Annotated in this window: 16 protein-coding genes; 5 read left to right on the top strand and 11 right to left on the bottom strand. The window is 60.9% G+C overall.

Annotation, left to right across the window (positions count from 1 at the left end; genetic code table 11):
• Positions 1-109 precede the first annotated feature (109 nt).
• From NR126_RS19800 to NR126_RS19790, 3 genes are read right to left on the bottom strand one after another with little or no spacing between them, the layout of a single operon-like run.
• Entirely contained in the window at positions 110-802 is a 693-nt protein-coding gene (locus NR126_RS19800; protein WP_256830902.1) for a pseudouridine synthase, read from the bottom strand.
• 32 nt (positions 803-834) lie between these two features.
• On the bottom strand, positions 835-1,053 hold the full coding sequence (locus NR126_RS19795) for a cysteine-rich CWC family protein (RefSeq protein ID WP_027621218.1): 219 nt from the start codon (positions 1,051-1,053) through the stop codon (positions 835-837).
• Positions 1,046-2,533 carry a sensor domain-containing diguanylate cyclase gene (locus NR126_RS19790; protein ID WP_027621219.1) on the bottom strand — a complete coding sequence of 496 codons (1,488 nt, stop codon included), beginning with the start codon at positions 2,531-2,533 and terminating at the stop codon, positions 1,046-1,048. Before NR126_RS19790 ends, NR126_RS19795 begins: the two co-directional genes overlap by 8 nt.
• Positions 2,534-2,779: 246 nt before the next feature.
• On the opposite strand from NR126_RS19790, the gene NR126_RS19785 reads away from it, so the two are divergent.
• On the top strand, positions 2,780-3,217 hold the full coding sequence (locus NR126_RS19785) for a hypothetical protein (RefSeq protein WP_105755787.1): 438 nt from the start codon (positions 2,780-2,782) through the stop codon (positions 3,215-3,217).
• Between the two features lie 44 nt (positions 3,218-3,261).
• On the opposite strand, the gene NR126_RS19780 is transcribed toward NR126_RS19785, so the two are convergent.
• Positions 3,262-4,374 carry an enoyl-CoA hydratase/isomerase family protein gene (locus NR126_RS19780; RefSeq protein WP_027621221.1) on the bottom strand — a complete coding sequence of 371 codons (1,113 nt, stop codon included), beginning with the start codon at positions 4,372-4,374 and terminating at the stop codon, positions 3,262-3,264.
• A gap of 132 nt (positions 4,375-4,506) precedes the next feature.
• On the opposite strand from NR126_RS19780, the gene ung reads away from it, so the two are divergent.
• Positions 4,507-5,202, top strand: a complete 696-nt coding sequence (gene ung, locus NR126_RS19775) for a uracil-DNA glycosylase (protein WP_027621222.1) — start codon at positions 4,507-4,509, stop codon at positions 5,200-5,202.
• A gap of 11 nt (positions 5,203-5,213) precedes the next feature.
• Here ung and NR126_RS19770 read toward each other — a convergent pair whose 3' ends face one another.
• Genes NR126_RS19770 through NR126_RS19750 form a run of 5 tightly spaced genes read right to left on the bottom strand, consistent with a single transcriptional unit; the run spans position 5,214 to position 10,599 of the window.
• A complete protein-coding gene (locus NR126_RS19770; protein WP_027621223.1) occupies positions 5,214-6,251 on the bottom strand; it encodes an AbrB family transcriptional regulator in 1,038 nt (345 codons plus the stop codon).
• Positions 6,244-7,758 (bottom strand): tripartite tricarboxylate transporter permease, encoded by a 1,515-nt coding sequence (locus NR126_RS19765; RefSeq protein WP_027621224.1) that lies wholly within the window; start codon positions 7,756-7,758, stop codon positions 6,244-6,246. Before NR126_RS19765 ends, NR126_RS19770 begins: the two co-directional genes overlap by 8 nt.
• 1 nt (position 7,759) lies before the next feature.
• Positions 7,760-8,218, bottom strand: a complete 459-nt coding sequence (locus NR126_RS19760; protein WP_256830901.1) for a tripartite tricarboxylate transporter TctB family protein — start codon at positions 8,216-8,218, stop codon at positions 7,760-7,762.
• A 57-nt stretch (positions 8,219-8,275) separates the two neighbouring features.
• The gene (locus NR126_RS19755) at positions 8,276-9,265 is read right to left on the bottom strand and encodes a tripartite tricarboxylate transporter substrate binding protein (RefSeq protein WP_027621226.1); all 990 of its coding nucleotides are present in this window, start codon (positions 9,263-9,265) and stop codon (positions 8,276-8,278) included.
• A 41-nt stretch (positions 9,266-9,306) separates the two neighbouring features.
• Positions 9,307-10,599 (bottom strand): OprD family porin, encoded by a 1,293-nt coding sequence (locus NR126_RS19750; protein ID WP_105755788.1) that lies wholly within the window; start codon positions 10,597-10,599, stop codon positions 9,307-9,309.
• 232 nt (positions 10,600-10,831) lie between these two features.
• On the opposite strand from NR126_RS19750, the gene NR126_RS19745 reads away from it, so the two are divergent.
• Positions 10,832-11,503, top strand: a complete 672-nt coding sequence (locus tag NR126_RS19745) for a response regulator (RefSeq protein WP_256830900.1) — start codon at positions 10,832-10,834, stop codon at positions 11,501-11,503.
• Entirely contained in the window at positions 11,496-12,881 is a 1,386-nt protein-coding gene (locus NR126_RS19740; RefSeq protein ID WP_027621229.1) for a sensor histidine kinase, read from the top strand. The genes NR126_RS19745 and NR126_RS19740 overlap by 8 nt, the downstream gene beginning before the upstream one ends.
• Before the next feature lie 48 nt (positions 12,882-12,929).
• Here NR126_RS19740 and NR126_RS19735 read toward each other — a convergent pair whose 3' ends face one another.
• A complete protein-coding gene (locus tag NR126_RS19735) occupies positions 12,930-13,175 on the bottom strand; it encodes a hypothetical protein (protein ID WP_256830899.1) in 246 nt (81 codons plus the stop codon).
• Positions 13,176-13,426: 251 nt separating this feature from the next.
• Positions 13,427-13,690, bottom strand: a complete 264-nt coding sequence (locus NR126_RS19730; RefSeq protein ID WP_027621231.1) for a DUF2790 domain-containing protein — start codon at positions 13,688-13,690, stop codon at positions 13,427-13,429.
• 372 nt (positions 13,691-14,062) lie between these two features.
• Between NR126_RS19730 and acs the strand changes: the two genes are divergently transcribed.
• Entirely contained in the window at positions 14,063-16,018 is a 1,956-nt protein-coding gene (acs, locus tag NR126_RS19725; RefSeq protein WP_027621232.1) for an acetate--CoA ligase, read from the top strand.
• The last annotated feature ends 446 nt before the right edge of the window (positions 16,019-16,464 follow it).

The raw sequence follows: 16,464 nt of genomic DNA, 5'->3' as shown, positions 1-16,464 counted from the left end.
TGACCTGTCGGTCACATTTCGGCCGACGGTTTGATTCAAGCAGGGCGACGTCTATCGCGCAAGTGCCGTTGGCGAATTGTTCGACAAAGTCTGCCGGGCGGTCATCCGTTCAGAACAGCGCGATCTCGGCGGCGCTGAGGGGGCGGTATTCACCTGGTTGCAGTGTGCTGTCCAGCAACAGCGGGCCCATCCGTTCGCGGTGCAGGCGCAGTACCTTGTTGTCGAAGTGGCCGAACATGCGCTTGACCTGGTGATAGCGGCCTTCGACGATGGCCAGCCGTCCACTGTGGGAGGTCAGCAGCGTCAACTCGGCTGGCTGGGTGGTGAGGTCCTCGAAGGCGAAGTACAGCCCTTGGGCAAAGGTGCGTGTGTACTCGGCGGTAATCGGCTGCTCGGTTTCCACGTAATAGATCTTCGGCAGTTTGGTCTGCGGCTGGGTCAGCCGTCGTGACCAACTGCCATCGTTGGTGATCAGCATCAGTCCGGTGGTGTTGAAGTCCAGGCGGCCGGCGATGTGCAGGTCGTCCTTGTCAGGCTCATGGATCAGATCGAGCACGGTGGAGTGTTGCGGATCGCGTGTGGCGCTGACACAACCCATGGGTTTGTGCAGCATGAAAAAACGCGCCGGTTTGCCGACCTGCAACACCTGATCGTCGCATTCGACGCGACTGAATTCGCGGACCTCGAAATGCGGGTCGCTGACGATCTGCCCATCTACTTTGATCCGTCGCTCGACCAGCAGCAGGCGCACCTGTTTGCGGTTGAAGCAGGGCAGGTTGCTGAGGAAACGGTCAACGCGCATGGGAGTCGGAAGGTGGCAAGTGGGCGCGCATCTTACTCGATGGGCGTACGACTTGCCTGAAGTTGCGATTCGACCCGGGCACAGGCGGGGCACAGGCACGCTTGGTTGCGCAGTTCAGCGGGCAGGGCGGCGAGTACTGCCGGATCAATGGTCACGGCGAAGCACCAGCAGGCGCGGTCGGCGGTTTGTGGATCGGCCAGGCTGCAATCGTTGCGGGCGCCGCAGGCAGGGCAGAGGTCGGGTTTAGGCATAGCTGGTGTGCGGCATCTCTGAGCAGGTGCGGTTACGGCCACTGAGCTTGGCCCGGTACATCGCCTGGTCGGCACGCGACAGCAGGTTATGCAGGGTGTCATCGGGCTGCAGGGTGGTCAGGCCGATGCTTACGGTAATCCGTAAGGCATTTCCTTGATAGCTGTAGCGCTGTTGTTCGATCAAATGACGAACTTTCTCGGCGATTTTCAGAGCAGCGTGGGCGTCGGTGTCCTTCAGCAGCACGATGAACTCCTCACCGCCCCAGCGGCAGACGATGTCGGACTGGCGCAGGCAGCTTTCCAGGTCGCGGGCGAACCCGGCCAGAACCAGGTCGCCAGCCAGATGGCCATGGGTGTCATTCAGGCGTTTGAAGTGATCGAGGTCGAGCAGCATGGCGGTCAGCGGTTTGGGTTCGCGCTGCGCTTCCTGCATCGCTTGCGCCGCGAGCAGATCGAAACCGCGACGGTTGGGCAGGCCGGTCAGACTGTCGAGGGTGGCCTGGGCTTCTATGCGGTTCTGGAAGCGTGTGATCACGCGGATCACCAGCGCCAGGACAATCAGGGTGACGACCAGGCAGATCAACAGATTCAGGTACAGCGACTGGCGAACCTCATGCAAGGCACTGCCTTCGCGCTTGTCGACGAACAGGTACCAGTTCAGTTCCGGAATAAACCGAACATTGAGGAAGTGTCCCTGGCCCTGGGTCATGTATTCGAAGCTGCCGCTGTGGGGTTTGGGCAGCTTGGCCATTAGCTCTTTCATGCTATCGAGCTCGCTCAACGCCTGTCCCACCCGAGCGCCTTGCGGGCCGCCGTCGGCACCGGTCAACACAATGCGGCCTTCGGTATCGACGAAGTACACGCTGCGCTGATAACGCTGCTGATAGGTGTCGATCAACTTGATCACCGCATCGACGGTCAGGCCCACGCCCGCCGCGCCGATGAAATTGTTCTGGTAGTCGTAGACCTTGTAGTTGATGAAAAAGGTCAGGCTGTCCTGGTTGGCCATGTCGACATCGACATTGATTTCGTAGGGCGTGCCCATGTCACGGACGCGGAAGTACCAGATGTCGCGCGGCTCTGTGGTGCTGACTTTCTTCAATACGCCCTTGGCCTGGTAATAGGTCAGGCTGTTGTTGGAGACGAAGAACGCGGTGTAGGCGCCGTAGTGGGTCATGACCTCGTTGAGGTAACGTGTCATTTGCCCGGAGTCCTGTTCACCGGCCACCACCCAGTCACGCAGGAAAGTATCGCGCGACATCATTGAGGAAATCAGGATCGGGCGGACCAGGTCTTTCTGGATCTCCGAGTACACCGTATCGGAGGTCAGGGGCAATTCGGTGTTGACGATGCTGTCGCGGATCGAGGTGCGCGAGGCGTAGTAACTGAGCAGGGAGGTGGCAAGAAAACCGGCGCCCAGCAAGGCAATCAGGGTCAGGACCAACGAACGTTGCGAAAACAGCGCAGAGCGAAGCGGCATGACGAATCCGTTGGCGAAGGGGATGTGAGGCATTCTAGTGGCACCGCAAGAAAATAACGCGGGCATTTACGACCAAATCCACATCGGACGGTGCTTGCTCAAGGCAAGCGACGGATGACATGTATCAAACTGTTAACGCTGCGCACCAGTTTCCGTTTTCGATGTCAGATGTTACGTCAGGCAGATGAATCGACTGACGCCCACCCGCGTCGCTGGTGTGGCTCTTTCGCGGTCCAGGAGGCCGCTATGTATCACCGACTAGTTTTGATCAGTTCGATGAGTTTGAGTCTTGCCGCCTGTGTTCCCTACTACGACGGAGGGGGTTCCAGCTATTACAGTTCAGAGGTCTATTCGTCGCCGGCACCGGCTTATTACTACGGCGGCAGTTCCTATTATTCCTATCCACGCAGCTACTATTCACAGCCGCCGCGTTACTACCCATCCCCCCGTTATTACCAATCGGGGCCGCGCTATTATCAACCGTCACCACGCTATTACCAGGCCCAACCCCATGCTTACCGTCCGGCGCCGGGCCGTGGCTGGGATGATCAGCGCAACCGGGGCTGGGGCAACAACTACGGACAGAGCAATCAGCGCTGGGAGAACCGCGGTGGGCACAACCGTGGCGACGGCCGGCATGGCGATCATGATGGTCATGGCGACCGAGGTGGGCGCAACCGTTAAGCCAGGCCAGAGCTCAAGCGGCGCATTACGCGCCGCTTTTCTTTTCAGTAGTCCGACAAATCCGCCAGCGGGTGGCGACCCTCCCAGGCCTTGTGAAAATGCGCCTCGACCACTGCCTGCGGAATCGTATTGATGTCCGGCCAGTGCCAGTGTGGCTGGTTATCCTTGTCAATTAAGCGCGCCCTGACGCCTTCGCTGAATTCGGGATGCCGGCAGCAGTTCAGGCTCAGGGTGTATTCCATCTGGAAGACTTCGGCCAGCGACAGGTGTCGGGCACGGCGGATCTGTTCCCACACCAGATGGGCCGTCAGTGGACAGCCATCGCCGAGGGTCTTGGCCGCGCGGGCGAGCAGCAGGTCGTGGTGATCACGCAACTGGCTGATGGCTTTCCAGGCGCAACGCACGTCGCTGACGTCCAGCAGCTCGTCAATCTGCTGGCGCCTTGGCAGCCATTGCGCCTCGGGCAGTTGGCCAACGGCCTCTTGTTGCAGGGCCTTGAGCAAGCTGTTGAGTTGCATCGCCGTCTGCTCCTGCCAATTGAGTTGCAGCAGGCCCTCGATCAAGGACTCCTGCTGCTCATCGAGGAGGAAGCGGTCCGCCAGGTCCAGGTCGATGGCATCATGCGCATTCATTTGCGCACCGCTCAGGCCGAGGAACAGCCCGAGCTTGCCCGGCAGGCGCGAAAGGAACCAGCTGGCGCCGACATCCGGGTACAGGCCGATGCTGATCTCCGGCATGGCCAGGCGGCTGCTGGGGGTGACGATACGGGTGCTCGCACCCTGCAGCAGCCCCATGCCGCCGCCCAGCACATAGCCATGACCCCAGCAGATCAGCGGCTTGGGGTAGGTGTGCAGGTTGAAATCCAGGCGGTACTCAGCGGCAAAGAATTGCCCGGCCAGCGGCGGCACTTCGCCCGGATGAGCCCGACAGGCCTGGACCAGGCTGCGCACCTCGCCGCCGGCGCAGAAGGCTTTGGCGCCGTTACCGCGCAGCAGCACGCAGACAATCTGCGGCTCTTTGGCCCAGGCGTCCAGTTGCTCGGCCAGGGCGCGGATCATTGGCAGCGACAGTGCGTTGAGGGTTTTCTCGGCATCCAGGCTGGCGATGCCCAGGCGCGCGCCGTCGGTGCCGGTGAGTTCTTCGAAGTGCAGATTCATCATGACCTCGATCGGTGAATTGAGCGTTCAGTATGATCGCTGTGCAGGAAAGTGCCGGATCGGCGTCAGGGCAATTGACAAGCGTGATGGGCTTTCCTAGGGTTCGCCCCATTGTTTTTGCCGGATGTAACCATGACTGCTGACGACCGTATCAAACTCGAACCGAGCTGGAAGGAGGCACTGCGTGCCGAATTCGACCAGCCGTACATGGCAGAGTTGCGCACATTCCTGCAACAGGAGCGCGCGGCGGGCAAGGAGATCTATCCACCGGGCCCGATGATTTTCAATGCGCTGAATTCGACCCCGCTGGACAAGGTCAAAGTGGTGATTCTGGGTCAGGACCCTTACCACGGTCCGGGCCAGGCCCACGGCTTGTGCTTCTCGGTGCAGCCTGGCGTGCCGGCGCCGCCGTCGCTGGTGAACATCTATAAAGAGCTCAAGCGTGACCTGAACATCGACATTCCCAGCCACGGCTACCTGCAGAGCTGGGCCGATCAGGGCGTGCTGATGCTCAATACCACCATGACCGTCGAGCGCGCCAACGCTAACGCCCATGCCGGCAAGGGCTGGCAGTTCTTCACTGACCGGATCATTTCGCTGGTCAGCGAGCACCAGCCGCACCTGGTGTTCCTGCTGTGGGGCGCACACGCCCAGAGCAAACAGAAGCTGATAGACGCCACCAAGCACCTGGTGCTGACCTCCGTGCATCCATCACCGCTGTCCGCCTATCGCGGCTTCCTCGGCTGTGGGCACTTCAGTCGCACCAACAAGTACCTCGAGCAAAATGGCGAGACGCCGATCGAGTGGCGCTTGCCCCCCGTCGTCTGACCGGCGTTATCTCAGAGGCTGTCCGGCTGCCGGTCCCAGTGTCGGAACAAGGGCTCGGCGAGGAACAGCACAAACAACAGGCGCATGACCTGCATTGCCGTCACCAGGGGTACCGAGAGTTGCAGGGTCTCGGCGGTCAGGCTCATTTCGGCAATGCCGCCGGGCATCATGCCCAACGTCAGCGAGCGCAGATCCAGGTGAGTAGCAGCGCTCAGGCCAAGGGCGGCGAGGCTGGCGATCAGCATGGTCAGTGCGGTGCCGACCAAGGTGCGGCCCATGAATGACGGGGCGCGGCGGAAAAACTCTCGATTGAAATGGCAACCCAGGCCGCTGCCAATCAACCACTGGCCGATCTGACTGCCGCCATCGGGCAAACCGATGTGCAGGTCCCAGCCAATGCTCACCGCAGCACTTACCAGCAACGGGCCGAACAGCCAGGGGTTGGGTTGGCGCAAGCGTTGCCACAGCCAGGCACACAAGGCGCCCGCCGGAAACAACAACGCCAGCCAGCGCCAGTCGACAGTCGCCGGATGCAGCAGCGGCACGCCTTCGCCCAACAGGTATTTGAAGGCGGCCGGTACGCACAGCACTACCACCAGCACCCGCAGGCTTTGCCCGGCCGCCACGCGACTGAGCACAGCGCCATTGCGCGCACCGAGGTTGACCATTTCGCCAGAGCCGCCGGGCATGCTGGAGAAAAACGCGGTGGCCCGATCCTCGCCGGTGCGCCGCATCAGCCAGACGCCGACGACTGCCGACACGCTGGTGACCAGCGCCCCGAAAAAGATCAGGCCAAAATGACTCATGACCTGCTCCATCACCACCGGGGTGAAGTGCAGGCCGATACCGATTCCGACGATCCACTGACCGCATTTACGCCCGCCGGGGATTTCCGCCAGTTGCCAGGGCGTCAGGCAGCGCACCAGGATGATCGCCAGCAACGAGCCAACCATCCACGGCAGCGGCCAGCCGATCTGGCTGGCGACATAGCCGCCCAGCAGACCGACCAGCGGTGTTCCCCACCAGGCTTTCAGACCGACTTCAGACATCGGCAATGGCGCGGCGCTGCAGGGAACGTTTGCGCCAGATGCGCAGCAGCGGGAACAGCAGCATCAGTGCGGTCAGCACCCAGACGCCGAAGGTGATCGGGCTCGACCACAAAATCTCCAGCGCGCCATTGGAAATCGACAGCGCCCGGCGCAGGTTCTGCTCCATCAGGCCGCCGAGGATGAAGCCCAGCAGGACCGGCGACAGCGGGAAGTCGAGCTTGCGCAGGATGTAGCCGAAGATGCCGATGCCGATCATCAGGAACAGATCGAAGGTGGTGGCGTGCACGGCGTAGACGCCAATCGCGGTGATGATTGCGATCACCGGCACCAGCGCCCAGTTCGGCACGGCGAGGATGCGGGTGAACAGGCGGATCATCGGAATGTTGAGGATCACCAGCATGATGTTGGCGATGAACAACGAGGCGATCAGGCCCCAGACGATGTCCGGCTGCTGTTGGAACAACAGCGGGCCCGGGGTGATGTTGTACAGCGACAGGGCGCCGATCATCACCGCCGTGGTGCCCGAACCTGGCACGCCGAGGGTCAGCATCGGCACCAGGGCGCCGCAGGCCGACGCGCCGATGGCGGTTTCCGGTGCAGCCAGGCCACGCATGTCGCCCTGGCCGAACTTGCCGCTGGCGCCGGCCATGCGTTTTTCCGTCATGTAGGCCACGGCCGAGGCCAGTGTCGCGCCGGCACCTGGCAGTACGCCCATGATGAAACCGAGCAGGCCGCAGCGAATATTCACCGCGAACACCGCACCGGCTTCCTTGATGTTGAACAGCATGCGCCCGGTGGCTTTCACCGCTTCCTGGCCACGGTGGGTTTTTTCCAGCAGCAATAGAATCTCGCTGATCGAGAACAAGCCCAGCACCAGCACTACAAATTGAATGCCGTCGGTGAGGTGGATGTTGTCGCCGGTGAAGCGGTAGACGCCGCTGTTGGCGTCGATGCCGACCGCCGACAGGAACAGCCCGATCAAGGCGGCGACAAAGGTTTTCAGTGGCTTGTCACCGGCCATGCCGCCGAGGCAGACGATGGCGAACACCATCAGCACGAAATATTCCGCCGGGCCGAAGGCAATCGCCCATTTCGCTAGCAACGGGGCGAACAGGACCATGCCGCAGGTGGCGATAAACGCACCGATGAACGAGCTCCAGGCCGACAACGACAGGGCTACGCCAGCCAGGCCTTTACGGGCCATCGGGTAACCGTCGAGGGTGGTCATCACGGTGGAAGCTTCACCCGGGATGTTGAGCAGGATCGAGCTGATGCGCCCGCCGTACTCGCAGCCCAGGTACACCGCGGCCAGCAAAATCAGGGCCGATTCCGGTGGCAAACCCAGGGCGAAGGCGATCGGGATCAGCAGCGCCACGCCATTGATCGGACCCAGGCCCGGGAGCAGGCCGACCACGGTGCCAATCAGGGTGCCGCACAGCGCGGTCACCAGGTTGTAAGGGCTCAGCGCGACGCCGAAGCCCTGGCCCAAATAGGCAAACGTTTCCATATCAGTTCTCCAGGACGTCGAGCAGACCGAGGGGCAGGGGAACGTCCATGGCCTTATCGAACAGCAGATACAGGCCGACGCTCATCAAGCTGATAATCACTGCCGAGGGCAGCCAGCGGCCGCCATACAGACGCGCCATCGGCACGCCGATCAGGATGCTGCTGAGGATGAAACCCAGGGTTTCAAAGGTGCCGGCGAAGACCAGCAGCAGCCCCACACAGATCGCAATCTTGATCAGGGTTTCGCGGTCCAGCGGTGGTTCTTCTTCGCTGTGTTTGGTCGGTTGCGGGCGCAGCAGCATGTAAACCAGCGCCAGGCTCATCAGCCCGAGCATCAGCAGCGGGTAGGCCCGAGGTCCGACCGGTTCGTAGGAAAATGACGCTTGATAGGGCCAGGCCATCAGCGCCAGGCCAGCGCAGGTCAGCAGCAGGGCCGCGGCAAAAATACGTTGTAAGAGCATGACAAACTCCTGGGCCACGGCCTTGATGCGCAAGGGCGTGGCCACGCGACAGGGCGATTACTGGATCAGGCCGAACTCTTTGGCGAGGGTCTTGTAGTCCGCAACCTGCTTCTTCACGTAGGTGTCCAGCTCAGGCCCGGTCATGGCGAACGGGAACAGCTCACGCTGGTCGCGCAGCTTGGCGAAGTCTTCGGAAGCCAGAAGGGTGTCGAAGGCGTTTTTCCACCAGGCGTATTCCGCATCGCTGACTTTTGGCCCGAGGTAGAAACCGCGCACCACCGGCCAGACGATGTCGTAGCCTTGCTCTTTGGCAGTCGGAATGTCCTTCATTTCCGGCTCGTCCAGGCGCTCGTTGGCGAACACCGCCAGCAGGCGCATGTCACCGCTCTGGATGTGCGGCATGGAGTCGGAAATGTCGGTGCTGCCGACCTGAATGTGACCGCCGAGCAGGGCGGTGGCAATTTCACCGCCGCCTTCGAGGGCCACGTAGCGCAGGTCACGCGGGTTGATCCCGGCGGCTTTGGCAATCAGCGCGGTTTGCATCCAGTCCTGGCTACCCACGGTGCCACCGGAACCGATCACCACCTTGCTCGGATCTTTCTTCAGCGCCTGCACCAGATCGTCGAGGTTCTTGTAGGGCGAATCCTTCTTCACGGCGATGGCGCCGTAACTGGTGCCGACTGCCGCCAGCCAGCGCACTGCGTTCTCGTCGAAACGGCCGAACTTGCCCTGGGCCAGGTTCAGCAGCGAACCACTGGACCAGGCCACCAGCGTCCCGGCATCCGCGGGACGCTGGGCGACCACTGCGTTATAGGCAACGGCACCAACGCCGCCGGGCATGTAGGTCACGCGCATCGGTTTGGTCAGCAGTTTTTCGTTGACCAGCGCGCTTTGCACGAGCTTGCAGGTCAGGTCGAAACCACCGCCGGGCGAGGCCGGGGCAATGCATTCCGGGCGTTTCGGTTCTTCGTTTTCGGCGGCCAGCAGCGGCGCAGTGAACAGTAGGCAACTGGCGGCCAGTGCAACGTTACGCAGTGAAAGATTCATCGGTAGTCTCCACAGGAGTTGTTGTTATGGGGTGAATTCAATTACCAAAGGGCAACGCTGTAGCTCACCAGCACACGCACTTCATCGGCGTCGCGGGCGGAATAGTTGGAGCGGTAGGTGGCATTGCGCAGGCGCAGGGCAACGTCCTTGAGGGCGCCACTTTGCACGACGTACTTGATCTCGGTATTGCGTTCCCATTCTTTGCCGGTTTCACCGTTGTTGAGCTTGATGTTGTCGCCACTGATGTAGCGGCTCATGAAACTCAGGCCAGGCACGCCAAGCTTGGCGAAGTCGTAATCGTAACGGGCTTGCCAGGAGCGTTCTTCGGCGCCGGCGAAGTCGTTGATCTGTACGAAGTTGACCAGGTAAGGGTCGGAGCCGTCGACGTAGGGGAAGGCGCTGTCGCCGGACATGTGCTGGTAACCGGCGCTGAATTTGTGCCCGCTCAAGGCGTAGCTGAGCAGGCCATTGAGCGAGGTGTTGTCGATCTTGCCACCGCGTGCCTCACCGGAGTCATCGCTGACCGCCAGGCGCAGGTCGCTGGAAAAGGTGCCGGGACCCAGCGGTTGCGAGGCGAGCAAGCCGAGGAAGTGCTGGTTGTAAACCTCGCCGAGTTGCGCGAAGTGATAACTGGCAGTGATTTTGTCAGTGACTTTGTAGTCGACGCCGCCGAAGTCGAAATGACTGCCCGCTACAGTGCCGGCGAAGCGGCTGTTCTTGTTGTTCAGCGCGACGTCTTCGAAGTCGGTGCTGTCACGGTCCTTGGCTTTATCCAGGCGACCGCCGGTGAAGGTCAGGTTCTTGATCTCCTTGGAGGTGAGCAAGCCACCTTCAAAGGTCTGCGGCAGGATTCGCCCATCGTTGGCCTTGAGAATCGGCAGTTCGGGAATCAGGCTGCCGATCTTCAGTTCAGTGGCGGAGATCTTCACTTTGCCGGTCAGGCCCAGTTTGGAGTACTCGTCGGCCGCACGGCCATCGTCATGGGTCGGCAGCAAGCCGGTGCCGGTGCGGTCTGGGCTGGAATCGAGTTTGATACCGAGCATGCCCAGGGCGTCGACGCCAAATCCTACGGTGCCATCGGTATAACCCGACTCGACATTGAGCATGAAGCCTTGGGCCCACTCGTCACGTTTGGATTGCTGGGCGCTGGTGCCACTGCGAAAGTCACGATTGAAGTACATGTTGCGCGTTTCGACGGTGGCGCTGCTGTCTTCGAAGAAGGCGGCCTGGCTGACAGGTGCGAAGCCGGCAAGGGCGGCGGCACTGGCGAGGGCGGTGGTTGCAAGGCGGGGAAAACCGATAGGCGTGAAAGCCTGAGGCTGCATGGACAGCATCGTGAAGCACTCCGTTTATTGTTCTTATTGGTCGAAAACGCATCGGGGCGTTTTTCGTTCACTACTCTCAAAACACGGCAGTCGAGACTGTCCGTGGCGGGACTCTAACCAGCCAACCTTTCGCTAACCTTTCAGCAGACTTTCACGGTTTTCGGGCTTCACAGCGGCGAGTGCGGCTGTACACTCCGCGCCAAAGAAGGGCGTCGACCCTCCCAACATGAGGTAAAAATCCATGCGCGTTCTGCTCGTCGAAGACCATCTGCAGTTGGCCGAAAGTGTCGCCCAGGCGCTCAAGAGCACCGGTCTGACCGTGGATGTGCTGCACGATGGCGTGGCGGCCGACCTGGCCTTGGCCAGCGAAGACTATGCGGTGGCGATCCTCGATGTCGGCCTGCCGCGCCTGGACGGTTTTGAAGTGCTGGCGCGCCTGCGCGGTCGCGGCAAGAACCTGCCGGTGTTGATGCTGACCGCTCGCAGCGACGTCAAGGATCGGGTACATGGGCTCAATCTCGGCGCCGATGATTACCTGGCCAAACCTTTCGAACTGAGCGAACTGGAAGCCCGGGTCAAGGCCCTGCTCCGGCGGAGCGTGCTGGGGGGCGAGCGTCAGCAGCGTTGCGGGGCGCTGGTGTATGACCTGGACACCCGGCGTTTCAGCCTCGCGGGCGAACTGCTCACCCTGACCTCCCGCGAGCAGGCGGTGCTGGAGGCGTTGATCGCCCGTCCCGGTCGGGTGATGAGCAAGGAGCAACTGGCCTCCCAGGTGTTCGGTCTGGATGAAGAGGCGAGTCCTGACGCCATCGAGATCTATGTGCATCGCCTGCGCAAGAAACTCGATGGCCATGCCGTGGCCATTGTCACCTTCAGAGGCCTGGGCTACTTGCTGGAAAGCCGCGATGCATAAGCCCAGAAGCTTGCGTTGGGGGCTGCTCGGCAACCTCGCGCTGCTGCTGGTGGTGTTGATGATCGCCAGCGGCCTGAGCGCTTATTGGAACGGTCGCGAAGCTGCCGACACCGCCTATGACCGGACCTTGTTGGCGTCGGCGCGGACCATTGCCGCCGGCCTGTCTCAGCGTGACGGCAGCCTCAGCGCAGATGTGCCTTACGTGGCGCTGGACACTTTCGCCTACGACAGCGCCGGGCGCATTTACTACCAGGTCAACGACATCCAGCAGAAGCTGATTTCCGGTTACGAGAACCTGCCCGGACCGCCGCCAGGCACGCCACGCACCGACGACTACCCGGCATTGGCGCGTTTCTACAACGCCACCTACCTGGGGCAGAACGTGCGAGTGGTCAGCCTGCTCAAGGCGGTCAGCGAGCCGAACATGAACGGCATGGCCGAGATACGTGTGGCCGAGACGGATGAAGCGCGGGTCAGCATGGCCCGCAGCTTGATGGCCGACACCCTGCTGCGTCTGGGCATGCTCGCTGGCGGCGCCTTGCTGCTGGTGTGGTTTGCCGTCAGCGCGGCGTTGCGTCCGCTGGAGCGCTTGCGCACGGCAGTGGAAGAGCGTCAGCCGGATGACCTGCGGCCGTTGCCACTGGTGGAGGTGCAGCGGGAATTGTGGCCACTGGTGCGCGCCCTCAACCATTTCACCGAGCGTTTGCGTGGACAGTTCGAGCGCCAGGCGCAATTTATCGCGGATGCTGCCCACGAGTTGCGCACCCCGCTGGCGGCACTCAAGGCCCGTCTTGAGCTGGGTCTGCGTGCTCAGGATCCAATCACTTGGCGCGAGACCCTGGAGAGCGCCGCGCAAGGCACCGATCGACTGACTCATCTGGCCAACCAATTGCTCTCGCTGGCGCGGGTCGAGAACGGCGCGCGAGCGATTGCCGAGGGCGGTGCGCAATTGCTCGACCTGAGCCAGTTGGCCCGCGAACTGGGCATGGCCATGGCGCCTCTGGCCCATGCCCGTGGCGTCGCGTTGGCGCTGGAGGCTGACGAGCCGGTGTGGCTGCGTGGCGAACCTACATTGCTCAATGAGCTACTCAGCAATCTGGTGGACAACGCCCTGGCCCATACGCCGTCCGGCGGCAATGTGATCCTGCGGGTCAGTGCGCCGGCCGTACTTGAGGTCGAGGATGACGGGCCGGGGATTCCGGTGGCGGAGCGTGACCGAGTATTCGAGCGTTTCTATCGGCGCAACCAGCAGGTTGCGGGCTCCGGCCTGGGGTTGGCGATTGTCGGCGAAATCTGCCGCGCACACCTGGCCCAGATCACCTTGCACGATGGCGCGCAGGCGGGACTGAAGGTGCGGGTGAGTTTTATCGCCGGCTAAAAACAACTAAGCCCGGCCAAGGCCGGGCTGTGACGGAGCATTCAGCACTTAGCTGAGGTTGGCCGAACCCGTGTGATCGAAGCCATCGGCGGCGAGGGTAGCCGAACCGGTGCGGTCAAAGCCATCAGCGGCGAGGGTAGCCGAACCCGTGCGGTCGAAGCCATCAGCGGCGAGGGTAGCCGAACCAGTGCGGTCGAAACCGTCAGCCGCTACGGTGCGGTCATAACCATCGGCAGCGAAGGTGTTGGCGGCCAGTACGGAAAGGGTCAGGGCGAGGATCAGGTGGCGTTTCATGGTGGCGACTCCGGTATGAGTGATGTGCAGTGGTGTTGGAATAAATACTACTCGGATGAATTCGATTAAAAAGCGCAAAAAAATGCTCAAAAAAATCGAATAATTCGATGTGTATAAAAGTCCAAATTGCCGAATGCTGTAGAAAGTCTGGGGATGGGTCGCCGTCTCGTGGAGGGCGGTGGCGGGCTGTTCGCCGCAAGCGCGATTGCTTGCGGCCGATAGTCTAAACAGCCTTGAAGCGAGGTCAGGCGTTAGCCGTTAGAACAACCATTGCCCATAACGCTGTAACGCAGAATATGCCGTTGACCATTCGAGTCTTCATATTCCATGCGCGCTGGCACAACTTCGCAAACACTTGGGATTTCGCTCATGGATATAACTTTGGCGATATCCAGATGAGTCGAGTAAGTGTATTCCTCTACCGGTACCGTATTGCTGGCGACATCAGTCGGGACCTCGTTCGCCATGGCGGTCGCGCACAGACTGCTGAGGGCCAGAACCAATAAAGCTTTCATTCGAATTTACCTTCCTGAGGTCGAGTGGGGTCACGCAGCCTTTGTGGGGCTGCGTGTACAACTTGATGACAAAGTTGGGATTAACTGCCTTCGTGGGGGCTGCAACTGGGTTAATCACAATGCCTGGTTGGCGAGGCAGATTTTAAGTGGGGAAGAAAAATTCATATAGCCGCGCTTTTGATAAACACTGTTGACAGATCTTGTAACAATCATCGTTTTTCAGATTGCTTTGGAACGTGCGTGCCAAGCCGTCAGGAGAAGTCAGGGCAATTTGTAGGGGCTTGTTACTACCATCGTCGAATGGTTCTATAGGTCCGCCTCGGGCTACAACGGGGTCATACAAAAACAACTATTTCACCGAGGTAAAGAAAGATGAGTGCGGCTTCTCTGTATCCCGTTCGTCCCGAGGTTGCGGCCAACACGCTGACTGACGAGGCGACCTACAAAGCCATGTACCAGCAGTCGGTCGTCAACCCTGACGGCTTCTGGCGCGAGCAAGCCAAGCGCCTCGACTGGATCAAGCCTTTCACCACGGTGAAACAGACCTCTTTCGACGATCACCATGTCGACATCAAGTGGTTTGCCGATGGCACCCTGAACGTGTCCTACAACTGCCTCGACCGTCATCTGGCCGAGCGTGGCGATCAGGTCGCAATCATCTGGGAGGGTGACGATCCTTCCGAAAGCCGCAACATCACCTACCGCGAACTGCACGAACAAGTCTGCAAGTTCGCCAACGCCCTGCGTGGGCAAGACGTGCACCGCGGTGACGTGGTGACCATCTATATGCCAATGATCCCCGAAGCCGTGGTCGCCATGCTGGCGTGCACTCGGATCGGCGCGATTCACTCGGTGGTGTTCGGCGGCTTCTCGCCGGAAGCCCTGGCGGGCCGGATCATCGACTGCAAATCGAAAGTGGTGATTACTGCGGACGAAGGCCTGCGCGCCGGCAAGAAAATTCCGCTCAAGGCCAACGTCGACGACGCTCTGACCAACCCTGAAACCAGCAGCATTCAGAAAGTCATCGTGTGCAAGCGCACCGGTGGCGACATCAAGTGGAACCAGCATCGTGACATCTGGTTCGAGGATCTGATGAAAGTGGCGGGCACCGTCTGCGCACCGAAAGAAATGGGTGCTGAAGAAGCCCTGTTCATCCTCTATACCTCCGGCTCCACCGGCAAGCCTAAGGGCGTGCAGCACACCACCGGCGGCTACCTGCTTTATGCGTCGCTGACCCATGAGCGCGTGTTCGACTACCGTCCGGGCGAAATCTACTGGTGCACCGCCGACGTCGGCTGGGTCACCGGCCACACCTACATTGTCTACGGCCCTCTGGCTAATGGCGCGACCACTTTGCTGTTCGAAGGCGTGCCGAACTACCCTGATATCACTCGGGTGGCGAAGATCGTCGACAAGCACAAGGTCAATATCCTCTACACCGCACCGACCGCGATCCGCGCCATGATGGCGGCGGGCACCGCTGCCTGCGAGGGTGCCGACGGCAGCAGCCTGCGCCTGCTGGGCTCGGTGGGCGAGCCGATCAACCCGGAAGCCTGGGACTGGTACTACAAGAACGTCGGTCAATCCCGTTGCCCGATCGTCGACACCTGGTGGCAGACCGAAACCGGCGCCACCCTGATGAGCCCGCTGCCTGGGGCTCACGCCCTGAAGCCAGGCTCGGCGGCGCGACCGTTCTTCGGTGTGGTGCCGGCGCTGGTGGACAACCTGGGCAACATCATCGAGGGCGCTGCCGAAGGCAACCTGGTGATTCTCGACTCGTGGCCAGGCCAGGCGCGTACCCTGTACGGCGACCATGACCGCTTCGTCGACACCTACTTCAAGACCTTCCGCGGCATGTACTTCACGGGTGACGGCGCGCGTCGCGATGAAGACGGTTACTGGTGGATCACCGGGCGCGTGGACGACGTACTCAACGTTTCCGGGCACCGCATGGGCACCGCCGAGATCGAAAGCGCGATGGTCGCGCACCCGAAAGTGGCCGAGGCCGCGGTGGTCGGTGTGCCGCACGACATCAAGGGGCAGGGCATCTACGTCTACGTCACCCTCAACGGCGGCGAAGAGCCGAACGAAGCCTTGCGCCTGGAACTGAAAAACTGGGTGCGTAAGGAGATCGGCCCGATTGCTTCACCGGACGTCATCCAATGGGCGCCGGGGCTGCCGAAAACCCGCTCGGGGAAAATCATGCGCCGGATCCTGCGCAAGATTGCCACCGCCGAGTACGACGGACTGGGCGACATTTCCACCCTGGCCGACCCGGGCGTGGTGCAACACCTGATCGACACCCACAAGACCATGAACGTCGCGTAAACCACGTTCTTGAGCCTTCGAGCCCCGCCAGGTCTGGTACCTGGCGGGGCTTTTTTGTGGCCTTCGAAAAAGATGACACAGGCACTTTCGAGCGAATAAATATCGATGTGAGTGTAGGACGTTTCTCTGCGTTACCGTCGCGCCAAATTGTGTAACCGTGCGCGTCAATTCGGGGCAATGGGAAACGTAAGGCCCCATTTTAGAGCCTTGATTGGCCGTATGAAAAATATGACATTACGCTGCGCTTGCCGGATTAGAAGGGTTTGCCAATAATAGGCCCGCTATTTGCAGCATAGATCGGTTCTACGTCTTTTGCTCTTGCATGAATTTCAAGGGCTGTCAATGTGCTCTAACGGCTTTCTCGGCGCATCTGTAACTAGTTGTCGCATTGAAGAAATATCGGCTTGGGGCCTGTCGTTAGAATGCCGATCACTCGCTCGTCGTTG

This window comes from Pseudomonas sp. Pse1 (assembly GCF_024519635.1).
In the GTDB taxonomy this organism is placed as follows: domain Bacteria; phylum Pseudomonadota; class Gammaproteobacteria; order Pseudomonadales; family Pseudomonadaceae; genus Aquipseudomonas.
The sequence above is the reverse complement of the archived record's forward strand: the minus strand, read 5'-3'. Positions and strand labels throughout refer to the sequence as shown.